Raw genomic sequence first — 25,536 nt, 5'->3', positions numbered from 1 at the left:
CGATCGGTTTTCGAGGCGCATGCGGTCCATTGTGGCGCGCGGGTTACCGGGGGTCGAACCGGGGTGTGGTTCGTGCCCGGACCCCTGGGGGGCCGCGGGGCGGGCTCAGGTCACGACTCGATATGACTCACGGCCGGAACGCCTTTCGCATCTTGCTGAAACATCTTGCAGAGCGCTAGGTTCCACGCCACCCACCCTGCCCGAGCGCCCCTAGGGAGAGCCCCGCCGTGGCCGATGCCCAGTCCCGTTCCCCGCGCCGCACGACCCCGTACCGCCGTCCCGGACGGGCTTCCGTCCTGGTGGCGGCCTCGCTGATCGCCGCCACCCTGGGCGCCGTGCCGCTGGCGTCGGCCGCGGCGCCCGCCCCGCCGGCCCCGCCGTCGGACGCGGCGCTGGCGGCGACCGCGGCCCGGCACGACCTGACCCGGGAGCAGTTCTACTTCGTGCTGCCGGACCGGTTCGCCAACGGCAGCACCGGCAACGACACCGGCGGCATCACCGGCGGCCGGATGGACAACGGCCTCGACCCGGCCGACAAGGGCTTCTACCACGGCGGCGACCTGAAGGGCCTGATCGACCGGCTCGACTACATCCAGGACCTCGGCACCACCGCGATCTGGATGGCGCCGATCTTCAAGAACAAGCCGGTGCAGGGCGCGGGGGCGGACGCCTCGGCGGGCTACCACGGCTACTGGATCACCGACTTCACCCAGGTCGACCCGCACTTCGGCACCAACGCGCAGCTCAAGGAGCTGATCGACAAGGCGCACAAGCGCGGCATCAAGGTCTTCTTCGACGTCATCACCAACCACACCGCGGACGTCATCGACTACGCGGAGGGCTCCTACGACTACCGGTCGGCGGGCGCGTACCCGACGCTCGACGCGGACGGGAACCCGGTGGACGAGACGGCGGTCGCCGACGCCCGGGCGCAGTGGCCGAGCATCTCGAAGGACTCCTTCCCCTATTCCCCGGTGCTGCGCACCCCGGCGGACGCGAACGCGAAGACGCCGTCCTGGCTGAACGACCCGTCGCTGTACCACAACCGGGGCAACTCGACCTTCGTCGGCGAGTCCGCGACCGAGGGCGACTTCTCCGGGCTGGACGACCTGGACACCCAGAACCCGAAGGTCGTCGCGGGGATGGAGAAGATCTACCAGCAGTGGGTGGCCGAGACCGGGGTGGACGGCTTCCGGATCGACACCGTCAAGCACGTGAACCTGGCGTTCTGGGAGCAGTGGGCGCCGGCCCTGAAGCAGTTCGCGGCGCAGCAGGGCAACAAGAAGTTCTTCATGTTCGGCGAGGTGTACTCGGGCGACCCGGCGGTGACCTCCCCGTACGTCACCGAGGGCAAGCTGCAGGCGACGCTGGACTTCGCGTTCCAGGAGGCGGCCCGCAAGTACGTGTCGCAGAACGGCTCGGCGAAGGCGCTGAGCGAGCTGTACGCGCAGGACTACCGGTACACGACGGCGGACACCGACGCGTACGAGCTGCCGACCTTCCTCGGCAACCACGACATGGGCCGGTTCGGGTCGTTCCTGCAGAGCGACAACCCGGGGGCGTCCGGCGAGCTGCTGCTGAAGAAGGACCGGCTGGCCGGCGAGCTGCAGTTCCTGACGCGCGGTCAGCCGGTGGTCTACTACGGCGACGAGCAGGGCTTCACCGGCGCGGGCGGCGACAAGGACGCCCGGCAGGACATGTTCGCCTCGAAGACCCCGTCGTACAACAGCGACGCGGTGATCGGCGGGACGCCCGGCTCGCAGGACCGGTACGGCAAGGACGGTGAGCTGTACCGGGGCATCGCCGGGCTGGCGAAGCTGCGCAAGGACAACCCGGCGCTCGCGGACGGCGCGCAGGTGGAGCGGTACGCGGCGGACGGGCCGGGCGTGTACGCGTTCTCCCGGATCGACGCCAAGGAGCAGGTCGAGTACCTGGTGGCGGTGAACAACGCGGCCGAGGCGAAGACCGTCACGCTGGACACCTTCTCGGCGGGCATGGACTTCGACGGCCTGTACGGGTTCCAGGGGAAGGTGAGCAGCGGCGCGGACGGCAGGGCGACGGTCACCGTCCCGGCGATGTCCTCGCTGGTGCTGAAGGCGAAGCACAAGCTGGCCAAGCCCGCTGACGGTCCGTCGATCACGGTGAACGCCCCGGCCGACGGCTCGTACGGGACGGTGGCGCTCGGCGCGACCGTGCCCGGCGGCGGCTTCGACCGCGTCACCTTCGCCGCGCAGGTGGGCAACGGGCCGTGGCAGACCCTCGGCACCGCCGACAACGGGGTGTACCGGGTCACCCGGAACCTGGACGGGGTGGCGCCCGGCACGGTGGTGCGGTTCAAGGCCGTGGTGCAGGACTCGGCGGGCCGGCTCGCCTCCGCCGAAGGCCGGTTCACCACCGGCCAGCAGCCGCCGGCGCCCGCGCCGAGCGCCGTGACCCGGCCGTACGCCGTGGTGCACTACCAGCGGCAGGACGGGAACTACGACGGCTGGAACCTGTACACCTGGGGCGACATCGCCGACGGCGAAGGCACCACCTGGCCGGACGGGCACGGCTTCGTCGGGCGGGACGCGTACGGCGCGTTCGCGTACGTGAAGCTGAAGAGCGGGGCGTCCGACGTCGGGTTCGTGGTGGAGAAGAACGGCACCAAGGACGTCGAGCAGGACCGGCACATCGACGTCTCCGCCACCGGCGAGGTGTGGGTCAAGGAGGGCGACCCGACCGTCCGCACCGCGAACCCGGACGGGGCGCAGCCGGTGCCGGAGGGCAAGGCCGTCATCCACTACCGGCGGGCCGACGGCGACTACGACGGCTGGGGCCTGCACGACTGGACCGGCGCGGCCACCCCGACCGACTGGGGCAACCCGCTGATGCCGGCCCGCAAGGACGCGTTCGGCGCGGTCTTCGAGGTGCCGCTGGCGGCGGGCGCGACCAGCCTCAGCTACATCATCCACAACGGCAACGACAAGGACCTGCCGCAGGACCAGTCGCTGAACTTCGCCACTTCCGGCCGCGAGGTGTGGATCGTCGGCGGCCAGGAGGGCTACCTGCTGCCGCAGACCGCCGGCGCCTCCTCGCAGCTCGACCCGGGCTCCGCGAAGGCCCAGTGGATCGACGCGCGGACCGTCGTGGTGCCGGCCGGCTACGGTGCGGCGGACGCCCAGCTGAAGGGCGGCACCAGCGCCCAGCTGATCTACGACCCGCAGGGCGGCATCACCGTCGAGCAGGGCGTGCTGTCCAAGCCCGGCCACTGGATCCGGCTCACCCCGGCGGCCGGCCTGACGGACGCCCAGAAGGCGAAGTTCCCGCACCTGGCGGGCTACCGGGCGTTCACCGTCGACCCGCGCGACGCCGGCCGGATCACCGACGCGCTGCGCGGCCAGCTGCTGTTCGCCGAGCACCTGCCGAACGGCGCGGCGCTCGCCGCCACCGGCGTGCAGATCCCCGGCGTGCTGGACGACCTGTACGCGGGCCGCGCCGCCAAGGCCCAGCTCGGTCCGGTGTACACCGGCCCGGGCCGGGGCAACGGCCGCAACCGCACGGTGACGCTGTCGCTGTGGGCGCCGACCGCGACCGAGGTCGCCGTCCAGCTGTTCGACCGGGCGAGCGGCGGCACCCCGAGGACCGTGCCGCTGAAGCGCGACGAGGCGTCGGGCGTCTGGTCGCTGACCAAGGACGCCAAGGAACTCGACGGAAAGTACTACCTGTACCAGGTCACGGTGTGGGCGCCGAGCGTCCAGAAGGTGGTCGTCAACACCGTCACGGACCCGTACTCGACGGCGCTGGCCGCCGACTCGAAGCGCAGCCTGGTCGCCGACCTGTCGGCCCCGGCCACCAAGCCCAAGGGCTGGGACCAGCACCGCAGCCCGGCGGCGATCCCGGCCGTGAAGCAGCAGATCCAGGAGCTGCACGTGCGGGACTTCTCGGCCGCCGACAGCACCGTGCCGGCCGACGAGCGCGGCACCTACCTGGCGTTCACGCAGTCGAAGTCCGCGGGCATGCAGCACCTGAAGGAGCTCGCCGCGGCCGGGGTGACGACCGTTCACCTGCTGCCGACCTTCGACATCGCCACCATCCGGGAGAACCGGGCCGAGCAGAAGCTCCCCGCCTGCGACCTGGCCGCGCTGCCCGCCGCCTCGGACAAGCAGCAGGAGTGCGTGGCGGCCGTGCAGGCCGACGACGCCTACAACTGGGGCTACGACCCGCTGCACTACACCGTGCCCGAGGGCTCGTACGCGACGGACCCGAACGGCACGGCGCGGACCGTGCAGTTCCGCGAGATGGTGCAGGCGATGCACGACGCCGGCCTGCGGGTGGTGCTCGACGTGGTGTACAACCACACCGCGGCGGCCGGGCAGGACGAGCACTCGGTGCTCGACAAGGTCGTCCCCGGCTACTACCAGCGCCTCAGCGACAGCGGCAAGGTCACCACCGACTCCTGCTGCGCCGACACCGCGCCCGAGCACGCCATGATGAACAAGCTGGTGGTCGACTCGGTGCTCACCTGGGCCAAGCAGTACCGGGTGGACGGCTTCCGCTTCGACCTGATGGGCCTGGACCCGAAGTCGACCATGCTGGACGTGCAGTCCGCGCTGGCCGGGCTCACCCCGCAGAAGGACGGCGTCGACGGGAAGAACGTCTTCCTGTACGGCGAGGGCTGGAACTTCGGCACCGTCGCCAACGACTCCCGGTTCGTCCAGGCCACCCAGGTCAACATGGCCGGGACCGGCATCGCCACCTTCAACGACCGGATCCGGGACGCCGGCCGCGGCGGCAACTTCATGCTGTCCTCGGCCCCGCAGCAGGGCTTCGCGTCCGGCCTGTACACCGACCCGAACGGCTCGGCGGACAACGGCACCCCGGAGGAGCAGAAGGCCCGGCTGCTGCACCAGATGGACCAGATCAAGGTCGGCCTGACCGGCAACCTGGCCGGCTACGCGTTCACCGACTCCGCCGGAAAGCCCGTCACCGGCAAGGGAGTCGACTACAACGGCGCCCCGACCGGCTACGCGGCGAACCCCGGCGAGGCGGTGGAGTACCTGGACGCGCACGACAACGCCGACCTGTACGACGCGCTGGCGTTCAAGCTGCCGCAGGGCACCTCGCCCGCCGACCGGGCCCGGATGCAGGCGCTCGGCCTGTCGCTGACCGCGCTCTCCCAGGGCCCGGGCTTCGCGCAGGCCGGCAGCGACCTGCTGCGCTCGAAGTCGCTGGACGCCAACTCCTTCGACTCCGGCGACTGGTTCAACGCGATCTCCTGGGACTGCGCGCAGGGCAACGGCTGGGGCCGCGGCCTGCCGATGGCGGCCGACAACCAGGCGATGTGGGACCGCAGCAAGCAACTGCTGGCCGACCCGAAGCTGCGGATGGGCTGCAACGAGACGGGCGCCAGTACGGCGATCTACCAGCAGTTCCTGAAGATCCGTCAGTCCTCGCCGCTGTTCTCGCTGTCGAGCGCCGCGGAGGTGCAGCGCCGGCTGTCGTTCCCGCTGTCCGGCACCGCGGGGGAGAACCCGGGCGTGATCACCATGCACCTGGACGGCACCGGCCTGAAGGGCGCGGAGAAGGGCCTCACGGTGGTCTTCAACGCCACCCCGACCGCGCAGACCCAGACCGTGGCGGGCCTGCGCGGCACCGCGCAGGCGCTGCACCGGGTGCAGGCCGCGGGCGCCGACCCGGTGGTCCGGCAGGCAGCCTTCGACCCGGCCTCGGGCACCTTCACGGTGCCGGGCCGGACGGTCGCGGTGTTCGTCCAGAAGTAATGGTTCCCCGCCGGTAACAGGGGTCTCACCTCCGGGTGGGGCCCCTTGCCGGGATGGCCGAAAAGCATCGGTCGGGTCCGGCCGCGGGTCGGGCCCTTCCCGACACCGTCCCAAATGCCGGACCATGGACCGCCCTTGACGGTCTTGTAGGGCGGTCATAAATGAGTCAATCCGTGGCATGCATCTGTCATTCACGGGGTGTTTGCTGCCACGATTCCCCTCGCTGCGAAGACAGGTAGCCCCACTCACAGCCGGTGGAGCCCTCCCCAGGCCACCGGCACCCCGCAGCCCAGTTCCGCGCCAATGCACCGCACCCCGCGCCGCGACCGGCGGCTGGGGCCCCCGCTGCGCCGCAACCGCGGCCAGATTCTCTCCACCGCTCGTGACCCCGCGACGGTCGGTAAAGGAGTCTCTGTATGTCTCGCTACACGCATGCCCGCGTGAGCATGGCCGCTCTCGCGGCCACCACCGCCATGCTGGTGACCGCGATCCCGGTGGCGGTGGCCCAGGCCGCCCCCGCCGGCCCGTCCGCGACGGCGCAGGTCGCCGACCAGCAGGCCGCCGCCGGGCGCGCCCAGCTGATCGCGGACGCGGGCAACCGCTCCGCCCAGGTCGCCCAGAACCTGGGCCTGGGCTCCGCCGAGAAGCTGGTGGTCAAGGACGCGTCCAAGGACGCGGACGGCACCCAGCACCTCCGCTACGAGCGCACCTACAACGGACTCCCCGTCCTCGGTGGCGACATGGTGGTCCACCAGGCCGCCAACGGCTCCACCAAGGGCGTCGACCGGGCCTCCACCGCGTCGCTGAACGGCCTCTCCACCACCCCGAAGCTGGCCGCCGCCAAGGGCCAGGCCACCGCGCTGGCCGCCGAGTCGAACGCCTCGGTCGAGACCGCGCCCCGCCTGGTCGTCTGGGCCGCCGACAACAACCCGCGCCTGGCGTGGGAGACCGTCGTCGCCGGCGTCCAGAAGGACGGCACCCCGAGCAAGCTGCACGTGGTGACCGACGCCACCACCGGCGACGTCATCCAGAAGTGGGAAGGCATCGAGACCGGCACCGGCACCGGCGTCTTCGTCGGCAACGTCACCATCGGCACCTCGCTGTCCGGGTCGACGTACCAGATGAAGGACCCGACCCGCGGCAACATGTACACCACCAACCTGAACAACGGGACCAGCGGCAACGGCACCCTGTTCACCAAGTCCACCGACACCTGGGGCGACGGCACCGCCTCCAACAAGGAGTCCGCCGCCGTCGACGCCCACTTCGGCGTGTCGATGACCTGGGACTACTACAAGAACACCTTCGGCCGCAACGGCATCCGCAACGACGGCGCCGGCGCCTACAGCCGGGTCCACTACGGCAGCAACTACGTCAACGCCTTCTGGGACGACAGCTGCTTCTGCATGACCTACGGCGACGGCTCGGGCAACACCCACCCGCTGACCGAACTCGACGTCGCGGGCCACGAGATGACGCACGGCGTCACCTCCAACACCGCCAACCTGAACTACTCGGGCGAGTCCGGCGGCCTGAACGAGTCCACCTCGGACGTGTTCGGCAACATGGTCGAGTTCTACGCGAACCTGGCCAAGGACAACCCGGACTACCTGGTCGGCGAGCTGATCGACATCAACGGCAACGGCACGCCGCTGCGCTACATGGACCAGCCCTCCAAGGACGGCTCGTCCGCCGACTACTGGTCCTCCACGGTCGGCAACAAGGACGTCCACTACTCGTCCGGCGTCGGCAACCACGCCTTCTACCTGCTGTCCGAGGGCAGCGGCGCCAAGGTGATCAACGGCGTCAGCTACAACTCGCCGACCTACAACAACATCTCGGTCACCGGCATCGGCCACGACAAGGCCGCCGCCATCTGGTACCGGGCGCTGACCACGTACTGGACCTCCACCACCAACTACGCCAACGCCCGGGCCGGCATGCTGTCCGCCGCGACCGACCTGTACGGCGCCAACTCGGCCGAGTACAACGCCACCGCGACCGCCTGGGCGGCCGTCAACGTCGGCTCGGTGCCCAGCACCGGCGGCCCGACCGTGACCAGCCCCGGCAACCAGTCGACCGCGCTGAACGCCTCGGTCAACCTGGCGATCAAGGCCACCGGCGGCACCGCGCCGCTGACCTACACCGCCACCGGCCTGCCGACCGGCCTGAGCATCAACTCCTCGACCGGCGTGATCACCGGCACCGCCACCGCGGCCGGCACCTACAACGTCACGGTCACCGCGAAGGACTCCGCCGCCAAGACCGGCACCGCGTCCTTCACCTGGACCGTCACCTCGGGCGGCGGCGGCACCTGCACCCCGGCGCAGCTGCTCGGCAACCCCGGCTTCGAGACCGGCACCGCCAGCCCCTGGACCACCACCAGCGGCGTGGTCGACAACTCCACCTCGCAGGCCGCGCACAGCGGTTCCTGGAAGGCGTGGATGGACGGCTACGGCTCCGCCCACACCGACAGCATCTCGCAGACCGTCACCATCCCGGCCGGCTGCAAGGCGTCGCTGAGCTTCTGGCTGCACATCGACACCGCCGAGACCACCACCTCCACCGCGTACGACAAGCTGACCGTGACCGTCAACGGCACCTCGGTCGCCACGTACTCGAACCTCGACAAGAACACCGGCTACGTCCAGAAGACCATCGACCTGTCGGCCTACGCCGGCCAGTCGGTGACGGTGAAGTTCAACGCCGTCGAGGACTCGTCGCTCCAGACGTCCTTCGTGGTCGACGACACCGCCGTCCAGACCAGCTGACACACCCTCAGTGACCGGTGCCCGGCAGCCGAATCGGCTGCCGGGCACCGGCGCGCCCCGGCGTGTGAGGGGACGGAAACCTCTGGTTCATCCGAAACACCCCGGAAACACCGGTGACGACGGCGCGAAACCCCGCCCGGCGACACTCCCGCCATGCCCCTCGCTGACTCCCCGCCCACCCTGGACAGCGGCGACACCGCCTGGCTGCTGGCCTGCACCGCGCTCGTCCTGCTGATGACGCCCGGCCTCGCGCTGTTCTACGGCGGCATGGTGCGCACCAAGAGCGTGCTCAACATGATCATGATGAGCTTCGTCTCCATCGCCGTGGTCACCGTGGTCTGGCTGCTGGCCGGCTACACCCTCGCCTTCGGCCCCGACGCCGGCTGGGGGCTGATCGGCTCGCTCGACCACCTCGGCATGGCCGGCCTCACCCCGCACAGCGTCACCGGACACGTCCCCACCCTGCTGTTCGCCACCTTCCAGCTCACCTTCGCGATCATCACCGCCGCGCTGATCTCCGGCGCCGTCGCCGACCGCGCCAAGTTCGGCGCCTGGGTGGCCTTCACCGCCGTCTGGACGCTGCTGGTCTACGTGCCCGTCGCGCACTGGGTGTTCGCCCCCGACGGCTGGATCCAGCAGAACCTCGGCGCGCTCGACTTCGCCGGCGGCACCGTCGTCGAGGTCAACTGCGGCGCCAGCGGCCTCGCCCTGGCCCTGCTGCTCGGACCCCGGCTCGGCTTCCGCAAGGAGGCGATGCGGCCGCACAGCCTGCCGCTGGTGCTGCTCGGCGCCGGACTGCTCTGGTTCGGCTGGTTCGGCTTCAACGGCGGCTCCGCGCTGGGCGCCAACGGCCTGGCCGCCGCCGCGGTCCTCAACACCCAGGCGGCCGGCTGCGCCGGACTGCTCGGCTGGCTGGTGGTCGAGAAGCGCCGCGACGGCCACGCCACCACCCTCGGCGCGGCCTCCGGCGCGGTGGCCGGACTGGTCGCCGTCACCCCGTCCTGCGGCAGCGTGGACCTGCTCGGCGCGCTGGTGATCGGCCTGGCCGCCGGCGTGGTCTGCTGCTACGCCGTCGGGTGGAAGTTCCGCTTCGGCTACGACGACTCGCTGGACGTGGTCGGCGTGCACTTCGTGGCCGGCGTCCTCGGCACCGTGCTGATCGGCGTGTTCGCCACCGCCGTGATGACCGGCGGCCCCGCCGGACTGCTGCACGGCGGCGGCTTCGGCCAGCTGGCCCGGCAGGCGACGGCGGTGCTGGTGGTCGCCGGGTACGCCTTCGGCGTGACCTGGGGCATCGGCCGGGCGATCGACCGGGTGATGGGGTTCCGCGCCGCGCCCGAGCACGAGCGCACCGGTCTGGACCTCGCCGTGCACGCCGAGACCGCGTACGATCACGGCGTCCTGAGCCACGGCTCCGCCCCCGTCCACCCGTACGGGGCGGCCGCCTCATCCGCCCCAGCACCCGACAGGACCCGCCCGGTATGAAGCTGATCACCGCCGTCGTCAAGCCGTTCAAGCTGGACGAGGTCAAGACCGCGCTGCAGGAGATCGGGGTGCACGGACTGACCGTCACCGAGGCCAGCGGGTACGGGCGGCAGCACGGGCACACCGAGGTGTACCGGGGCGCGGAGTACCGGATCGACCTGGTGCCGAAGGTCCGGATCGAGGTGGTGGTGGAGGACGAGGACGCCGAGCGGGTCTGCGAGGCGGTCGTGGCCGCCGCCCGCACCGGGAAGATCGGCGACGGCAAGGTGTGGACGGTGCCGGTGGAGGACATCGTCCGGGTCCGCACCGGCGAGCGCGGCCCGTCGGCGATCTGACGGCCGGTCAAGTACCGGTAAAAGGCGGGCAATTAATTCGGGTGCGCCGCTCCGGCCGCCGGGTTAGGGTCCTGCCATGTCCTTCTTCCACCAGATCTACGGCTGACGCGGCCGGGGCAGTGCCCCGAGCCTCGCGTCCCCCCGCCCCGGCGCCCCCTGAACGGCGCGCCGGCGGTGCGGTGTTCCCTTCCCACCCCGTAGACCGGAAGCAGGTGCTCTTCGCGTGACCCGTCGTGCCCATATCGCCATGATCGGCATCCCGGCCGTCAGCCACGTCCGCCCGAGCCTCGAAGTGATCCGCGAGCTCGTCGCCCGCGGCCATCGCGTGACGTACTTCAACGACCCGTCCGTCACCGGGCTGATCGCCCCCACCGGGGCCGAACTCGTCCCGTACCCGTCCACCCTGCCGGTCGCCGACCACGACTGGCCGGAGGACCCGATCGGCGCCATGCGGGTCTTCCTGGAGGACGCCATCGCGATGCTGCCCCGGCTGCACGCGCACTACGACGCCGATCCGGCCGACCTCTACCTGTACGACATCGGCGCGTACGCCGCGCGGGCGCTCGCCGAGGCGCAGGGGCGGCCGATCGTGCAGCTCTCGCCCACCCTGGTCGGGTGGGAGGGGTACCAGGAGGAGGTCAGCGACCAGATCCGCCGACTGCCCGGCGCCGACGCCTACTTCGGGCGCTTCGCGGAGTGGCTGGCCGGCAGCGGCGCCGACACGGTCGACGTGGACGCGTTCTCCGGCAGGCCGGCCCGCGCCGTCGCGATGATCACCGAGGCGATGCAGCCGCACGCCGACCGGGTGGACCGCAAGGCCGTCGACTTCGTCGGCCCCTGCTTCGACCTGCGGGCCGAGCAGGGCAGTTGGCAGCGCCCGGCCGGCGCCGGGAAGGTGCTGCTGGTGTCGCTCGGCTCGGCGTTCACCCGGCAGCCCGCGTTCTACCGCAACTGCCTGGCGGCCTTCGGCGGCCGCCCCGACTGGCACGTGGTGCTGCAGATCGGCAAGCACACCGACCCGGCGGAGCTCGGGGAGATCCCGGCCAACGTCGAGGTGCACCCCTGGGTGCCGCAGCGGGCGATCCTGGAGCAGGCCGACGCCTTCGTCACCCACGCCGGCATGGGCGGCTGCGGCGAAGGGCTGCTGGCGGGCGTCCCGATGATCGCGGTGCCGCAGGCCGCCGAGCAGTTCATGAACGCCGACCGCCTGGTCGAGCTCGGCGTCGCCCGCCGCCTCGACACCGAGGACGCGACGCCCGAGGCGCTGTGGTCGGCGCTCACCGCCCTGGTCGGGGACGAGCAGGTGGCCGACCGCCTGCGGGAGTTGAGCGCGCTGGCCGCCTCCGAGGGCGGCACCGCCCGCGCCTGCGACCTGATCGAGCAGCAGCTGGGCTGAGCCCCCGGCTCCCGTCCGGCCCCGCGCCGGTCCGCCGTTGACGAACTGTCAGCGGCGGGCCGGCGCCGCCGTTTTTCCGGGCCGGAAGCGGGCCGCAGGCTCCCTTGACGGCCGTCCGGGCGGACCCTATGGTCATGCCACTGAAAGTTTCCAGCAAGTTTCAACACTCTTGCAGAGACTTGCAGTAGCGACCCCCCACGTCGTACGGACGGCACCGACCCCCGCCGTCGCGGCCCCCCACCCCGCCGCCTCCCGTCCGCGACCTGCGTCCGCGGACCGGGCTTCCCCCCAGGAGTGCTCCCTTGCCCACCCCTGCCCCCACCCGCAGGAAGCGCGCCGTCGCCGCCTGCACCGCCCTCGCCGCGCTCGGCCTCACCGCCGGCGCCGGACTCACGCTGGCCCCCACCGCGGCGGCCGCCCCGCCGAGCAGCAAGGACGTCACCGCCACCCTGTTCGAGTGGAAGTTCGACTCGGTGGCCAAGGCGTGCACCGACACCCTCGGCCCCAAGGGCTACGGCTTCGTCGAGGTCTCCCCGCCCCAGGAGCACATCCAGGGCTCCCAGTGGTGGACCTCCTACCAGCCCGTCAGCTACCGGATCGCCGGCCGGCTCGGCGACCGCACCTCGTTCAAGAACATGGTCGACACCTGCCACGCGGCCGGCGTCAAGGTGCTCGCCGACTCGGTGATCAACCACATGACCTCCGGCAGCGGCACCGGCACCGGCGGCACCGTCTACACGAAGTACAACTACCCGGGCTACTACCAGGACCAGGACTTCCACAGCTGCCGCAGCTCGATCAGCAACTACAACGACCGCTCCAACGTCCAGAACTGCGAACTGGTCGGCCTGGCGGACCTCAACACCGGCTCCGCGTACGTCCAGCAGACCATCGCCAACTACCTGAGCGACCTGCTGTCGCTCGGCGTGGACGGCTTCCGGATCGACGCCGCCAAGCACGTGGCCGCCGGTGACCTCGCCGCCGTCAAGGCGAAGATGAGCAACCCGAACGCCTACTGGGTGCAGGAGGTCATCTACGGCGCGGGCGAGCCCGTCCAGCCCTCCGAGTACACCGGCACCGGCGACGTGGACGAGTTCCGCTCCGGGACGTGGCTGAAGAGCGCCTTCAACGGCGGGAAGATATCCGACCTGCAGAGCTGGGGCAGCGGCCTGCTGCCCTCCGCCCAGGCCCGCACCTTCGTCGACAACTGGGACACCGAGCGCAACGGCTCCACCCTCACCTACAAGGACGGCTCCACCTACACGTTGGCCAACGTGTTCATGCTGGCCAACCCCTACGGCTCGCCGAACGTCTACTCCGGCTACGCGTTCAGCAGCAACGACGACGGCCCGCCCAACGGCGGCACCGTCACCGCCTGCTACCAGAACGGCTGGAACTGCGTCCACGCCTGGCGGCAGGTCGCCAACATGGTCGGCTTCCGCAACGCCGTGGCCGGCACCGGGATGACCAACTGGTGGTCCAACGGCAACAACGCCATCGCGTTCGGCCGCGGCAGCAAGGGCTACGTGGCGATCAACCGGGAGACCTCGGCGGTCACCCAGACCTTCCAGACCTCGCTGCCCGCCGGCACCTACTGCGACGTCCAGCACGGCGACCCGGTGAGCGGCGGCTGCTCCGGCCCGACCTACACCGTCGGCTCCGACGGGAAGTTCACCGCCACGGTCGGCGCGGGCGACGCCGTCGCGCTGTACGTCGGCGCCACCGCCCCGGCGAGCTCGGCCGGCGCGTCCTTCGCGGTCAACGCCACCACCGTGTACGGCCAGAACATCTTCGTGGTCGGCGACGTCGCCGGGCTCGGCGGCTGGGACACCTCCAAGGCGCTGCCGCTGTCCTCCGCCGCCTACCCGGTGTGGAAGCTGGACGTGGCGCTGCCCGCCGGCACCGCGATCCAGTACAAGTACATCCGCAAGGACGCCGCCGGCGCCGTCACCTGGGAGAGCGGCGCCAACCGCACCGCCACCGTCCCGTCCACCGGCAAGATCACGCTGAACGACACCTGGCGCAACTGACCCACCGCGCCGGAAGCCCCGGGCGGCCCCGCCGACCGGCGGGGGCCGCCCCCGCCGGTCGGCAGGTTGTTCACCCCGTCGCAACCGGGCCCGGGGGCAGCACGTCATAGGATCTCGGACGGCCCGCCGCACGCACGTGCGGCCGCGGCCGTCCACCGGGGAGCGCCGGCCGCCAGGGCACGGCGGACCCGGTCACAGCCCAATGACCAGGGCCCCTCCCGGCTGCCGGGTCGGCCCCCGCCCGGAGAGACCGATCCGTGCTGCCGCAGCCCCGCCCCGTCGCCCGCCGCCTGCTGACCGCCGCCGCCCTGCTCGCCCTCGCCGCCCCGCTGGCGGCCTGCGGCAGCAACCCGGGCGGCGCCGGCGACGCCAAGGCCGCGATCTCCGCCGACCGCCCGTCCGCGTCCGCCGCGCAGAGCAGCAGCCCGCCGCCGAAGCCGTCCAAGGTGCTGATGCCGACCGGCCCGGCCGCGCAGCTGTCCAAGGTCCGCGACACCGGCGCCGGGCCGATCATGATGACCACCCTGACCGGCGCCAAGTCCGGCGTCAGCGGCAAGGTCTGGGTGTGGCTGCCCCCGCAGTACAACGACCCGAAGTACGCGAAGACCGGCTTCCCGGTGCTCACCCTGTACGCGGGCGGACAGAGCGCCGGCTACAACACCTGGACCGACAACCAGCTGCCGATCCAGGAGATCGACCAGCAGATGGCGGCCGAGGGCAAGGCCCACCCGTTCATCATGATCATGCCGGTGCAGAACCTGGACTCCAACGAGTCCAAGGCCCTGGAGTGCGCCGACATCCCCGGCCAGCCGAAGATCGGCACCTGGATGTCCCAGGACATCCCCGACTTCGTCCGCGCCAACTTCCGCACCGTCAAGGGCCGCGACGGCTGGGCCGTGATGGGCGCCTCCACCGGCGCGTTCTGCAGCGCCAAGCTCGCCCTGCAGCACCCCGACGTGTTCAAGGCCGCGGTGCCGATCGACGGCTACTGGAACCCCGACTCGCCGCTCTGGAAGGGCCACGAGCAGGAACGCCAGGCCAACAGCCCCGACCTGCTGATCGGCGCCGGCACCGCCGACGTGCGGATGCTGGCCACCGCGGGCGGCGCCAACCCGTACGAGACCAAGCTGGTGAAGGCCTGGGTCGGCAAGGCCAAGGCCCCCACCACCGTCGAGTACTACGAGCAGCCCGGCGGCAAGCACCTCACCTCGGACTTCAAGAAGATGATCCCGCACACGCTGGAGTGGCTGACCGCCAACACCGCCGGACCGGAATCCGACTGACCGGAATCCGACCGGCCGGCCGCCACTTGCGTTCGGGAACCGGCCGCAACGGCACCGAAACCGCTCTGACCTGCACATCAATCGGTCGTTCATTCGCCCCTGATGCACTGCTCCCACCCTGGAACCCGTGGACCGGAGAACTGGACCGGGGCGCCGCAACCGCGGCTCCCCGCTCCGGCCAGCCCCGCCAGTCGTGAAGAGAGCGCCATGTCCCGCCACCTGCTGCCCGTCGGCCCGACGACCGTCACCGCCCCGCGCGAGGAGATCCCCGCCGCGCCGGTGGCCGAGCTCCTCCCGTTCGCCGGGCTGCGCCTGGTGCACGCCGCCGTCCGGCGCGACCTCGCCCGGATCCCGCAGGCCCTGCGACTGCTCCAGCCCGACGACCACGAGAGCGCGCTCGCGCTCAAGCGACACTGGGACTTCGTCACCGCCATGGTGACCTGCCACCACGAGCAGCAGGACACCCGGCTGTGGCCGCTGCTGCGCCGCTTCGCGCCCGAACTGCGGCTGCTGCTCAACTGGCTGGAGTCCGACCACCACAACCTCGACCAGTGCTTCACCCGCACCACCACCCTGGTCGGCATCGCCACCCGCGACCCCGCCAGCGCCTGGCCGGTCTCGTACGCGGTCGAGGAGCTCGCCGCCCGGGTGGAGACCCACCTGCGGATCGAGGAGCGCCAGCTGCTGCCGCGGATGGCCGGCGTCTTCCAGGCCGGCTCCCGGATCGGCACCCTGCCCGAACTCCTCGACCTGCTGCGCTACGCCGACGGCCCGGCCCCGTCCGACGCCCTGGTCTGGCTGCTGGAGGGCGTCGACCCGGCGCAGATCGACCGCCTGCTGGCCGACTGCGACGACGAGACCGCCCGGCACTGGCCGCACTGGCGCGACACCTACGCCCGTTGCACCGACCGCCTCTGGGGCCCCTCCGGCCAGTGACCCCATGCGTGGAACCGCCCGGGGCGTGAGCAGCGCGGCCCGGGCCCGGATGTCCCGGCGGGACTCATGTCCCGCCGGGACATTTCCGGGAGTAGGGTGGTTCGCATGAGCACCGACCAGCAGCCGGCACCGGTCCCGCTCGGACGGCGCGACCGCAAGGCCCGCCGGACCCGCGAGGCGATGGCCGACGCCGCGCTGCGCCTCACCCTGGAGCACGGCCTGGCCGCGCTGGCCGTCGAGCACGTCACCGACGCCGCCGACGTCTCCCGGCGCACCTTCAGCCGCTACTTCCCGTCCCGCGAGGACGCCGTCCTCGACTGCCTGCGCGCCGACTTCGCCCGGATCAACGAGGTCCTCGCCGTCCGGCCCGCCGCCGAGCCGCCGCTCGCCGCGTACCGGGCCGCCGTCACCGCCTGGCTGCACGACGGCGACCACCCGGCCTGGCACGGCCGGCCCGGGATGCGCGAACTGTTCGCGCTGATCGACGAGGAGCCCGCGCTGACCGCCGCCTACCGGCGGATCGCCGTCGCCGAGGAGGAGCGGTCGATCCGGCTGGTCGCCGACCGGCTCGGCCTGCACCCCGAGACCGACCTGCGGCCCGCCGTCGCCGTCGGCCTCGGCGTCGCCGCCCTGCACGCCGCCACCCGCACCTGGGTGCGCGACCCCGCGGGCGACCTGCCCGCGCTGATCGACCGGGCCTTCGACCTGGTCGCCGCCGAACCCGCGCACCGGCCGACCGCCGGCGCCGTCCGCACCACCCGCGCCCACCCCGGCGCGGCGCACGAAAGGACCGACCGCCCATGACCACCCAGGAGTTCACCGGACGTACCGCCCTCGTCACCGGCGGGGCCTCCGGCATCGGCCTGGCCGTCGCCACCCTGCTCGCCGCGCGCGGCGCGGACGTCGCCGTCGCCGACTACAACCTGGACGGCGCCCGGGAGGCCGCCGACGCGATCCGGGCGACCGGCGCGAACGCGCTCGCCGTGCAGGTCGACGTCACCGACCCGGCGTCCGTGGAGGCCGCCGTCCGCGCCACCGTGCAGGGCCTCGGCCCGCTGTCGCTGGCCGTCAACAACGCCGGCATCGGCGGCGCGACCGCCCCGACCGGCGAGTACGACCCGCAGGCCTGGCGGCGGGTGATCGCCACCAACCTGGACGGCGTCTTCTACTCGATGCGCCACGAGCTGCCGGAGATCCTCGCGGCCGGCGGCGGCGCGATCGTCAACATGGCCTCGATCCTCGGCACCAACGGCTTCGCCGGCTCGCCCGCCTACGTCGCCGCCAAGCACGGCGTGGTCGGCCTGACCAAGACCACCGCGCTGGAGTACGCCGCGCGGGGCGTCCGGGTCAACGCGGTCGGCCCCGGCTTCATCGACACCCCGCTGCTCAAGGACACCGACCCGGCCGGGCGCGAGCAGCTGATCGCGCTGCACCCCGCCGGACGGCTGGGCCGGGCCGAGGAGGTCGCCGAGCTGACGGCGTTCCTGCTCTCCGACCGGGCCTCGTTCGTCACCGGCAGCTACCACCTGGTCGACGGCGGCTACTCCGCCCGCTGACCGCCCGTCAGGGGGGATTCCGCGCTCAGGAGGGTTTTCCAGCCATGAAGGCAGTCCAGTACCGCACCGTCGGCGGCCACCCCGAGGTGGTCACCGTCCCCGATCCCGAACCCGGCCCCGGGCAGGTCCTGTTGAAGGTCTCCGCCGCCGGTGTCTGCCACTCCGACATCGCCGTGATGAGCTGGACGGCGGAGCAGCTGCCGTTCCCGCTGCCGCTCACCCTCGGCCACGAGGGCGTCGGCACGGTCGCCGCGCTCGGCGCCGGCGTCACCGGCTTCACCGAGGGCGAGTCGGTCGCCGTGTACGGCCCGTGGGGCTGCGGCAGCTGCGCCAAGTGCGCCGAGGGCAAGGAGAACTACTGCCTGCGGGCGCGCGAGCTGGGCATCATGCCGCCCGGCCTGGGCGCGCCCGGCGCACTGGCCGAGTACCTGCTGGTCGACGACCCGCGGCACCTGGTGCCGCTCGGCGACCTCGACCCGGTGCGCGCCGTGCCGCTCACCGACGCCGGCCTGACGCCCTATCACGCGATCAAGCGCTCGCTGCCGAAGCTGGTTCCCGGCTCGACGGCGGTCGTCATCGGCACCGGCGGCCTCGGCCACGTCGCCATCCAGCTGCTGCGCGCGATGACCGCGGCCCGGGTGGTCGCCCTGGACATCAGCGAGGAGAAGCTCGAACTGGCCCGGGCCGTCGGCGCGCACGAGGCGGTGCTGTCGGACGCCGCGGCCGCCGGCAAGGTCCGCGAACTGACCGCCGGGCTCGGCGCGGAGGCCGTGTTCGACTTCGTCGGCGCGCCGCCCACCACCGCGCTGGCCGGGCAGCTGGCGGCGGTGGAGGGCGACGTCACCATCGTCGGCATCGGCGGCGGAACGCTGGCGGTCGGCTTCGGCGTGCTGCCCTACGAGGTCTCGGTCAGCTCCCCGTACTGGGGCAGCCGCTCCGAGCTGATCGAGGTGCTCGACCTGGCCCGGGCCGGGGTGATCGACGTGCACGTGGAGACGTACGGCATCGACCAGGCCCCGGTCGCGTACGAGCGGCTGCACGCCGGGAAGGTCAACGGGCGCGCGGTGGTCCTGCCGAACGGCTGACGGCCCGTCGGCGGGGGCGGCCCGGCTCGCCGGGGCCGCTACCGGCGTTCCACCACCTCGACGCCGCGGCCTGCTGGAAGTCGACCTCGGCGCCGACGGTGCGCGGGATTGTCGGCGGCCCGGCCTACACTCCGCGCATGGAGACCTACATCGCCTTCCTGCGGGCGGTCAACGTCGGCGGCCGCACCGTGAGGATGGACCGGCTGCGGGAGCTGTTCACCGCCCTCGGGCTGGACGGGGTGCGGACGTACATCCAGAGCGGCAACGTGTTCTTCCGCAGCGCGGAGACCGACCGGGCGGCGCTGACGGCGCGGATCGAGGCGGGGCTCGCGGAGGGCCTGGGGTACCCGGTGCCGGTGATGCTGCGGACGGTCGAGGAGGTCGAGGCGCTGGTCGCGCTGGACCCGTTCGCGGGGGTGGAGGTCACCGAGGACGTCCGGCTGTGCGTGCTGTTCCTCTCCGAGCCGCCGCCGCCGGAGCTGGTCCTGCCGGTGGCGTCCCCGAAGGGCGACTGGGAGATGATCGGCGCCAGCGGCGACGCGGCCTTCGTGGTGATGCGCCTGCGGGGCGGCCGGATGAACGGCAACCCGGCCACCGCCTTCCCCAAGTCCTACCGGGGTCAGGCCACTTCGCGCTTCTTCCACACCACTGCGAAGATCGCCGCAGCGGCCCGGAAGGCCTGACGGCCGCTCAGTGCGGGTAGGCCCGGGGCGGGCGCTGCCGGGGCAGCGAGTCCTGGAAGGCGGCGATCGCGGTGGCGACCTGGCGCATCAGGACGGTGTCCTCCAGCCGGTCCAGGTAGAGGTTGCGGGCGGCGAGGGCCTCGACGGTGACGCCGAAGTACAGCGTCATCAGCGGGTTGATGAACAGCGCGCTGTTGCCGGTGCGTTCGGTGAAGCGGACGTCGCCGAACTCGCCGCGCAGCGCGGCGGCGATCGAGCCGTGCACGATGCTGGGGTGCTCGGGGCACCCGTCCCGGGCGTGCTCGACGGCGTCCAGGTAGAGGGCGGCCTCGGGGCTGTCGGCGGGGAGGGAGAACGCGCCGAGGTAGCCGCCGTCGCGTTGCAGGGCGGCCAGGTTCTCCAGCACCAGGGAGTGGTTGACGCCGTGGTGGGCGTCGATGCCGAAGCCGAGGCAGGCGACCAGCCGGGTGGGGACCTCGGTGAGTCCGGCGACGGCGGCGAGCGAGGCCATGTCCTCCTCGGGGGTGCCGAGTCCGGCCTCGTCGCCGCGCAGCAGGATGTCGGTGCCGCCGTCGACCAGCAGGACCGCGTCGATGCCGAGCTGTTCGACCAGGGCCCGGTAGGCGGCGCGCAGCGGCTGCACGCCGGTGGACGGGAACGCCCAGACGGTGTCCGGTTGCCGGTGGGCGCGCAGCCAGCGGGCCAGCGAGCGTTCGGGGAAGTAGGAGTCGGCGCTTCGCACGTCCGGGGTGATCCGGGCCAGGTCGGGGGCCTGCCAGACGTCGAGGCCGAGGCCGTACAGGTTGCTGAACGAGGAGTTCGCCAGGTGCACTTCGCGGCCGGCGGCGCGCAGCGCGAGGGCCAGCGGCAGGCCCGCGTACACGTCGAAGCCGCCGCCGGCGCCGGCGATCAGGATCCGCTCGGCGGACAGCAGGCGGGTGAGCAGCGGCGGCGGGAACAGGGTCACCGGCGGACGGTACCAGGCGGGTGCTCAGCCGCCGTACTGCGCCAGCAGTTCCCGGGCGTCGGCGAGGTCCTCGGCGGTGGGCGCGTCGTCCTGGGTCAGCCGCAGCCGCCAGTAGCCGGTGAAGTGGACGTTCTCGCGGGTCAGCTGACGTTCGGTCAGCAGGTGGCGGCGCAGCGCCCGGACGGTGCCGGCCTCGCCGGCCAGCCAGGCGCGGTCGAGGCCGGCGGGCAGTTCGGCGGCGCGGACGGCGGCGAGCAGCCGCTCGCCGGGCGCGGCGTCCCCGCGGTCGACCCAGTGGGCGGTCAACTCGCCGAAGCCGAGCAGGGGTTGGTGCTCCTCGGGGCCGGCGGTCTCGATCCAGGCGTGGGCCCGGGCGCCGGCCGGCAGGGCCTCGACCAGGGTGCCGAGCGCGGGCAGCGCGGACTCGTCGCAGGCGAACAGCAGCGGCCGGTCGCCGTCCAGCGGGAACGGCCGGGCGAACTCGGGGGAGGGGCCGAACGCGGCGAGCACCTGCCCGGGCCGGGCGCGGGCCGCCCAGTCGGCGGCCGGCCCGTCGCCGTGCAGCAGGAAGTCGACGTCCACGGTGTGCAGTTCGGCGTCGTGGGCGCGGATCGTGAAGGACCGCATCCACGGGCGGCGGTGCTCCGGGACGGCGTGGCAGGCCCGGCACCAGTCCATCAGGTCCTGGCCGGGGGCGGCCGCGGGCAGCTCGGGCCGGTCCTGGCCGGGGCGCGGGAAGTACAGCTTGACCTGCTGGTCGGGCCCGGCGAGGGCGAAGCCGCCCGGCGGCAGCGCGAAGCTCACCCGCACGGTGCGCGGGGTGGGGCGGCGGACGGCGGTGACGGTCAGCTGACGGATCGGCAGGTCGGGCACGGCTGGGCTCCCGTCGGATCGGAGGTTCGGCCCAGCCTGCCGCGGCCCGCTCACAGCTCGCTGTCAGCCCGCTGTCACCCGCCGCGCGGCCGTCAGTGCGAGAGCACGTCCTTCAGCGCGTCCGCGGTGCGGCCGATCACCGTGTAGCCGTCGTCGGCGGTGATGATCGGGCGCTGGATCAGCGCCGGGTTGGCGGCCATCGCCTCCACCCAGCGGGCCCGGTCGGCGTCCTCGCGGCCCCAGGAGCGCAGCCCCAGCTCCTTGGCGACCGGATCGTCCAGCCGGGCCACGTCCCACGGCTCCAGGCCCAGGCGGCCCAGCACGGCGGTCAGTTCGGCGGCCGTCGGCGGCTCGTCCAGGTAGCGGCGCACCGTGTACTCCACGCCCGCCGCGTCGAGTTCGCTCTGCGCGGTACGGCACTTGCTGCACCGCGGATTGATCCAGATCTCCATGGCCGGCCAGCCTACCGAGCGCCCCGGCCCGCCGGCCGCGCGCGGGGAACCCCGGCGCGCCGCCCGGCCGTTGGCGCAGCGGAGAGACGGACCACCACCGACGGGGGAGACGGACATGGACATCGAGACGATCGTCGGCCGACTGCTGGGACCGGAGGGCCGCCGCGACCCGTACCCGCTGTACGAGCAGCTGCGGGCGGTCGGGCCCGCCGCGCAGACCGACGAGTACATGGTGATGGTCACCGGCTACGAGGAGGCCAACGAAGTCCTGCGCACCCCCGCCTTCGGGGTCCTCGACCCGGAGCTGAGCGCCCAGTTCGTGGCCGACTACGCCGACCACCAGGGCAAGACCCTGCTCGGCGACTCGATCCTGGAACGCAACGCGCCCGACCACGGCCGGATGCGCTCGCTGATCGCCTCGGTGTTCACCCCGCGCCGGGTCGCCCTCCTCGCGCCCGCCGTCACCGCCGCCGTCGACGGCCTGCTCGACGAACTCGCCGCGCACGGCGACCGGCCGCTGGACTTCCTCGACGCCTTCGCGTTCCGGTTGCCGATCGGCGTGATCTGCGAACTGCTCGGCGTCCCCGAGCAGGACCGGCACCTGTTCCGCCCGCTGGCCGCCGACCTCACCGCCACCCTGGAGGTGCTGATCGAGGACGAGGAACTGCTCGCTGCCGACCGCGCCGCCGCCGAACTCGCCCAGTACTTCGCCGACCTGACCGCCCGTCGGCGCGCCGACCCGAAGGACGACCTGGTCAGCGCCCTGGTGGCGACCGCCGACGCCGACCCGCGGCGGCTGTCCGACACCGAGCTGCTGGCCAACCTGGCGCTGCTGCTGATCGCCGGCTTCGAGACCACCGGCAACCTGCTCGGCAACGCCCTCGCCCTGCTCCTGCAACGGCCCGACGTCGCCGCGCGGCTCCGCGACGGCACCCTCGACCCGGCCGCCCTGGTCGACGAGGTGCTCCGTTATGACTCCCCGGTGCAGCTCACCTCCCGGATCGCGCTGGCCGACGGCCTCACCGTCGGCGGCCGGCCGGTTCCGCGGCTCACCGGCGTCCTGCTGCTGCTCGGCGCCGCCAACCGCGACCCGCGGCGCTTCCCCGATCCCGCGCGCTTCGACCCGGCCCGCCGCGACGGCCAGCCGCTCAGCTTCGGCGGCGGCCCGCACTACTGCCTCGGCGCCCAGCTCGCCCGGCTGGAGGCCACCACCGCGCTGCCCGCCCTGCTGCGCCGCTTCCCCGGGCTGGCGCCCGCCGGCCCGGCCGTCCGCCGCGAGCGGCTGGTGCTGCGCGGCTACCGCACCCTGCCGGTCGTCCTGAACGGCCGCTGAACCGCCGCCGGTCGGCCGCCGGTCCGCCGGCGGGAGGGGGCACCGGGGCGCGGGGGGCAGGTCCGCTGACGGTCCGTCGGCGGACCGGGGTGACGCACCTCACGGCAAATGGTTGAAATATGATCGAATCGGGCCTAACGGCCCAAGTCGTCGGGACCTTGGCAAGGGGTGGTCCCGACCCGTGGCACGGGACGATGGAGGGGAACCGCACCCGCATCCGGGCGCCCGCCGAGGAGGTCAGCATGCCCGCGCCCACCGTGAGTCCCGTTCGCGTCGCCCCCGCCGAGGAGCCGCGCCCCCAGCACGGCCGCGAGGCCACCGCCCGCTGGGAGGCGGCGATGGCGGAGGCGCTGCGCACGCCGGTCTGGGCGCGGCTGCTGCCGGTCCTGCTGCTGGTGGCCGATCTGGCGCTGGAGGAGTCCGTCCCGCGGTCCGTGGCCGCGGGCTTCCTGCTGACCGTGCTGCCGGTGGTCGTGGCGTTCAGCGTCGGCCCCGCCGCGGTGGCCGGCGCCACCGTCCTCACCGTCGGCCTGCAGGCGCTGCTCGCCATGCGCTCCGGGCACCTGCACGAGCAGCACCACCTGTGGACGTACCTGGCCACCGTGCTGTCCGGGGTGATGGGCGCGGGGCTCTCCACCCAGCGGCGCCGGCAGGCCCGCGCCCTGGTCCGGATGCGGGCCGTCGTCGACACCCTCCAGCACACCGTGCTGCACCCCGTCCCGGCGCGGGCCGGCACCCTGCGCGCCGCCGGGCTGTACCGGCCCGCCGAGGCCGACTTCGGCATCGGCGGCGACCTCTACGACGTGTGCGAGACCCGGCACGGCACCCGGATCCTGCTGGGCGACGTCCGCGGCAAGGGCCTGGAGGCGGTGCGCACCGTCGCCGACGTGATCGGCGCGTTCCGGATCGCCGCCCACGAGACCGCCGACCTCGGCGAACTCGCCGCCCAGCTCGACCGCCAGGTGCGGCGCGCGGCCGAGCGGCGCGGCGACGGCGAGCTGTTCGTCACCGCCGTCCTGCTCCAGCACGACCCGGTCACCGGGCAGTTCGAGCTGGTCAACCGCGGCCACCTCGCCCCGCTGGTGGTCGGGCCCGGCACGGTCGCCGCCGTCCGCTGCGCCGAGGAGCTCCCGCTCGGCCTCGGCCACCTCGCGGCCGGGCCGGCCGCCCGCCCGCCGCCGTGCCGCTGCCGCCCGGGCACAGCCTGCTGCTGCACACCGACGGCGTCACCGAGGCCCGCGACCGCGACGGCGCGTTCTACCCGCTGGCGGCCCGGCTGGGCACGCTGCCGATCACCGACCCGGACACCCTGGTCGCCTTCCTCGACCAGGACGTCCGCCGGCACGCCGGCACCCTCGGCGACGACCTCGCGGTGCTGGCCTTCCGCGCGGGCTGACCCCGGCGCGGGCCGGAGTGCCCGGAGGAGCCCGGCCGGGATCAGGTCGAGCCGTTGATCACCGAGTTCTGGATCGCCCCGACCGCCAGGTTGTGGTCGGACAGCACCTGGTCGTAGGTGCCGTCGGTGATCAGCCGGTTCATCGCCCGCATCAGCACGTCGCGCAGCGCCGCGTCGTCCTTGCGCAGCGCGATGCCGAACGGTCGGGGCTGGATCTGCGGGCCGCCGATCTGGAACGCGTTGCCGTTGTCGACGGTCTGCGCCGCGTACTGGGCCTTCGGGTAGTCGGTGATGAACGCGTCCGCCTGGCCCTTCAGCTTGTCCAGCGCGGCGGTGTCGGTGTCGGTCTCCACCAGCTTCAGCGGCTTCGACTGGTGCTCGCAGACCTTGGTCTGGCGCTGCACCAGGTCGTCGTGGGTGGTGCCCTTCTTGACCACCACGGTGTGCCCGCACAGGTGGTCGATGTCGGTGACGTTCTGCGGGTTGCCCTTGTCGACGGCGATGCCGATGCCCGCCATGAAGTAGTCGACGAAGTCGACGCCCGGACCGGTCGGCTTGCCGTCCTTGTCCAGGCCCTCCTCGCGCTCGCGGGTGTCGGTGATGCCGGACATCGCGACGTCGTACTGACGGTTCATCAGGCCCGGCAGCACGTTCGCGAACGCTCCGGCGTCCTGGAACTCCAGCCGGATGCCGAGTACTTCGCCGAGCTTCTCGGCCAGGTGCGGGTCCAGCCCGTCCGGTTCGTTGCGGTCGTTGCGGTACACCACCGGCGCGGCGGTGAACGAGGCGCCCACCGTCAGCACCCCGGACTTGCGGACCGCCTCCGGCAGCAGCGCGTGCAGGTCCACCTTCTTGTCGTGGGAGCCGCCGGTGCCGCAGCCGCCGAGCAGCAGTGCCCCACCGATGACGGCGACGAGCGCGGTGCGCCCCCGTCGGGTCGTGTGTGCCATGGTCGTCGTCTCTCCCCGTGGTCAACGGCGGAACACACGACGGCCCGAGGACACCGGACGGTATGGCGGCATGGCGGAAGGCGGCATGGCAATACCGAGGGAACCCCCTCGGCCGGCCGCCGTTCCGGCTAGATCATGGGCGACTATAGCCAGCATGACCACGCCACCCCAGAGGCCCCCGGGCAAATGCCGCGCACGTCACCCGTGCTGACGCCCGATCAGACCCGTTCCGGCCCGGTTCGTCCA

Annotated in this window: 18 protein-coding genes and 1 pseudogene; 15 read left to right on the top strand and 4 right to left on the bottom strand. The window is 72.7% G+C overall.

The window, feature by feature from the left end; all coding sequences use genetic code 11:
* The first annotated feature begins 227 nt into the window (after window positions 1-227).
* The 12 genes from pulA to KCH_RS10865 all read left to right on the top strand — a co-directional run bounded on the left by pulA (window position 228) and on the right by KCH_RS10865 (window position 19,319).
* Entirely contained in the window at window positions 228-5,759 is a 5,532-nt protein-coding gene (pulA, locus tag KCH_RS10920) for a pullulanase-type alpha-1,6-glucosidase (protein WP_035861985.1), read from the top strand.
* A 416-nt stretch (window positions 5,760-6,175) separates the two neighbouring features.
* Entirely contained in the window at window positions 6,176-8,530 is a 2,355-nt protein-coding gene (locus tag KCH_RS10915; RefSeq protein ID WP_035861982.1) for a M4 family metallopeptidase, read from the top strand.
* A gap of 153 nt (window positions 8,531-8,683) precedes the next feature.
* Window positions 8,684-10,015 carry an ammonium transporter gene (locus tag KCH_RS10910; protein ID WP_035861979.1) on the top strand — a complete coding sequence of 444 codons (1,332 nt, stop codon included), beginning with the start codon at window positions 8,684-8,686 and terminating at the stop codon, window positions 10,013-10,015.
* Window positions 10,012-10,350 carry a P-II family nitrogen regulator gene (locus KCH_RS10905; RefSeq protein ID WP_035861976.1) on the top strand — a complete coding sequence of 113 codons (339 nt, stop codon included), beginning with the start codon at window positions 10,012-10,014 and terminating at the stop codon, window positions 10,348-10,350. Before KCH_RS10910 ends, KCH_RS10905 begins: the two co-directional genes overlap by 4 nt.
* A gap of 247 nt (window positions 10,351-10,597) precedes the next feature.
* Window positions 10,598-11,746 (top strand): macrolide family glycosyltransferase, encoded by a 1,149-nt coding sequence (locus KCH_RS10900; protein ID WP_035861972.1) that lies wholly within the window; start codon window positions 10,598-10,600, stop codon window positions 11,744-11,746.
* Between the two features lie 302 nt (window positions 11,747-12,048).
* Window positions 12,049-13,776 (top strand): carbohydrate-binding module family 20 domain-containing protein, encoded by a 1,728-nt coding sequence (locus tag KCH_RS10895; RefSeq protein ID WP_035861969.1) that lies wholly within the window; start codon window positions 12,049-12,051, stop codon window positions 13,774-13,776.
* Between the two features lie 257 nt (window positions 13,777-14,033).
* Window positions 14,034-15,059, top strand: coding sequence for an alpha/beta hydrolase (locus tag KCH_RS10890; protein WP_035861966.1), 1,026 nt, complete (start codon window positions 14,034-14,036; stop codon window positions 15,057-15,059).
* 207 nt (window positions 15,060-15,266) lie between these two features.
* Window positions 15,267-15,995: a hemerythrin domain-containing protein gene (locus KCH_RS10885; protein WP_035861965.1), complete on the top strand. Its 729-nt coding sequence runs from the start codon at window positions 15,267-15,269 to the stop codon at window positions 15,993-15,995.
* 105 nt (window positions 15,996-16,100) lie between these two features.
* Entirely contained in the window at window positions 16,101-16,799 is a 699-nt protein-coding gene (locus KCH_RS10880; protein WP_051652953.1) for an acyl-CoA-like ligand-binding transcription factor, read from the top strand.
* Complete coding sequence (locus KCH_RS10875; protein ID WP_035861964.1) at window positions 16,796-17,551, top strand: SDR family NAD(P)-dependent oxidoreductase; 756 nt, start codon at window positions 16,796-16,798, stop codon at window positions 17,549-17,551. Before KCH_RS10880 ends, KCH_RS10875 begins: the two co-directional genes overlap by 4 nt.
* Window positions 17,552-17,595: 44 nt before the next feature.
* Window positions 17,596-18,636 (top strand): NAD(P)-dependent alcohol dehydrogenase, encoded by a 1,041-nt coding sequence (locus KCH_RS10870; RefSeq protein WP_035861962.1) that lies wholly within the window; start codon window positions 17,596-17,598, stop codon window positions 18,634-18,636.
* Between the two features lie 137 nt (window positions 18,637-18,773).
* The gene (locus KCH_RS10865) at window positions 18,774-19,319 is read left to right on the top strand and encodes a DUF1697 domain-containing protein (protein WP_035861960.1); all 546 of its coding nucleotides are present in this window, start codon (window positions 18,774-18,776) and stop codon (window positions 19,317-19,319) included.
* Between the two features lie 7 nt (window positions 19,320-19,326).
* Here the strand turns inward: KCH_RS10865 and KCH_RS10860 are convergent, their stop codons facing one another.
* The 3 genes from KCH_RS10860 to KCH_RS10850 form a co-directional block, all read right to left on the bottom strand.
* Window positions 19,327-20,286 carry a DUF1152 domain-containing protein gene (locus tag KCH_RS10860; RefSeq protein WP_244305282.1) on the bottom strand — a complete coding sequence of 320 codons (960 nt, stop codon included), beginning with the start codon at window positions 20,284-20,286 and terminating at the stop codon, window positions 19,327-19,329.
* Window positions 20,287-20,310: 24 nt separating this feature from the next.
* Window positions 20,311-21,159: a siderophore-interacting protein gene (locus KCH_RS10855; RefSeq protein ID WP_035861957.1), complete on the bottom strand. Its 849-nt coding sequence runs from the start codon at window positions 21,157-21,159 to the stop codon at window positions 20,311-20,313.
* A gap of 92 nt (window positions 21,160-21,251) precedes the next feature.
* Window positions 21,252-21,611 carry an arsenate reductase family protein gene (locus KCH_RS10850; protein ID WP_035861955.1) on the bottom strand — a complete coding sequence of 120 codons (360 nt, stop codon included), beginning with the start codon at window positions 21,609-21,611 and terminating at the stop codon, window positions 21,252-21,254.
* Between the two features lie 115 nt (window positions 21,612-21,726).
* On the opposite strand from KCH_RS10850, the gene KCH_RS10845 reads away from it, so the two are divergent.
* From KCH_RS10845 to KCH_RS47160, 3 genes and pseudogenes are all read left to right on the top strand, one after another.
* Window positions 21,727-22,944, top strand: coding sequence for a cytochrome P450 (locus KCH_RS10845; protein WP_035861951.1), 1,218 nt, complete (start codon window positions 21,727-21,729; stop codon window positions 22,942-22,944).
* A gap of 119 nt (window positions 22,945-23,063) precedes the next feature.
* A pseudogene (locus tag KCH_RS10840) lies at window positions 23,064-24,077 on the top strand (PP2C family protein-serine/threonine phosphatase); the annotation flags it as partial.
* Window positions 24,078-24,124: 47 nt separating this feature from the next.
* Window positions 24,125-24,340 (top strand): SpoIIE family protein phosphatase, encoded by a 216-nt coding sequence (locus tag KCH_RS47160; protein ID WP_425268894.1) that lies wholly within the window; start codon window positions 24,125-24,127, stop codon window positions 24,338-24,340.
* Between the two features lie 41 nt (window positions 24,341-24,381).
* On the opposite strand, the gene KCH_RS10835 is transcribed toward KCH_RS47160, so the two are convergent.
* Window positions 24,382-25,290, bottom strand: a complete 909-nt coding sequence (locus tag KCH_RS10835; RefSeq protein ID WP_035861948.1) for an ABC transporter substrate-binding protein — start codon at window positions 25,288-25,290, stop codon at window positions 24,382-24,384.
* Window positions 25,291-25,536: the final 246 nt, after the last annotated feature.

Origin of the sequence: Kitasatospora cheerisanensis KCTC 2395 (genome assembly GCF_000696185.1) — a bacterium.
Classification (GTDB): Bacteria; Actinomycetota; Actinomycetes; order Streptomycetales; family Streptomycetaceae; genus Kitasatospora; species Kitasatospora cheerisanensis.
Note: the sequence above shows the minus strand (reverse complement) of the source record. Positions and strands in the feature narration are given on the sequence as shown.

Bases quoted from the DNA above. Each gene is read 5' to 3' on its own strand.
- KCH_RS10915 (WP_035861982.1), top strand. From the start codon at position 6,176: ATGTCTCGCTACACGCATGCCCGCGTGAGCATGGCCGCTCTCGCGGCC.
- KCH_RS10910 (WP_035861979.1), top strand. From the start codon at position 8,684: ATGCCCCTCGCTGACTCCCCGCCCACCCTGGACAGCGGCGACACCGCC.
- KCH_RS10905 (WP_035861976.1), top strand. From the start codon at position 10,012: ATGAAGCTGATCACCGCCGTCGTCAAGCCGTTCAAGCTGGACGAGGTC.
- KCH_RS10900 (WP_035861972.1), top strand. From the start codon at position 10,598: ATGATCGGCATCCCGGCCGTCAGCCACGTCCGCCCGAGCCTCGAAGTG.
- KCH_RS10885 (WP_035861965.1), top strand. From the start codon at position 15,267: ATGTCCCGCCACCTGCTGCCCGTCGGCCCGACGACCGTCACCGCCCCG.
- KCH_RS10880 (WP_051652953.1), top strand. From the start codon at position 16,101: ATGAGCACCGACCAGCAGCCGGCACCGGTCCCGCTCGGACGGCGCGAC.
- KCH_RS10875 (WP_035861964.1), top strand. From the start codon at position 16,796: ATGACCACCCAGGAGTTCACCGGACGTACCGCCCTCGTCACCGGCGGG.
- KCH_RS10870 (WP_035861962.1), top strand. From the start codon at position 17,596: ATGAAGGCAGTCCAGTACCGCACCGTCGGCGGCCACCCCGAGGTGGTC.
- KCH_RS10865 (WP_035861960.1), top strand. From the start codon at position 18,774: ATGGAGACCTACATCGCCTTCCTGCGGGCGGTCAACGTCGGCGGCCGC.
- KCH_RS10850 (WP_035861955.1), bottom strand. From the start codon at position 21,611: ATGGAGATCTGGATCAATCCGCGGTGCAGCAAGTGCCGTACCGCGCAG.
- KCH_RS10845 (WP_035861951.1), top strand. From the start codon at position 21,727: ATGGACATCGAGACGATCGTCGGCCGACTGCTGGGACCGGAGGGCCGC.
- KCH_RS10835 (WP_035861948.1), bottom strand. From the start codon at position 25,290: ATGGCACACACGACCCGACGGGGGCGCACCGCGCTCGTCGCCGTCATC.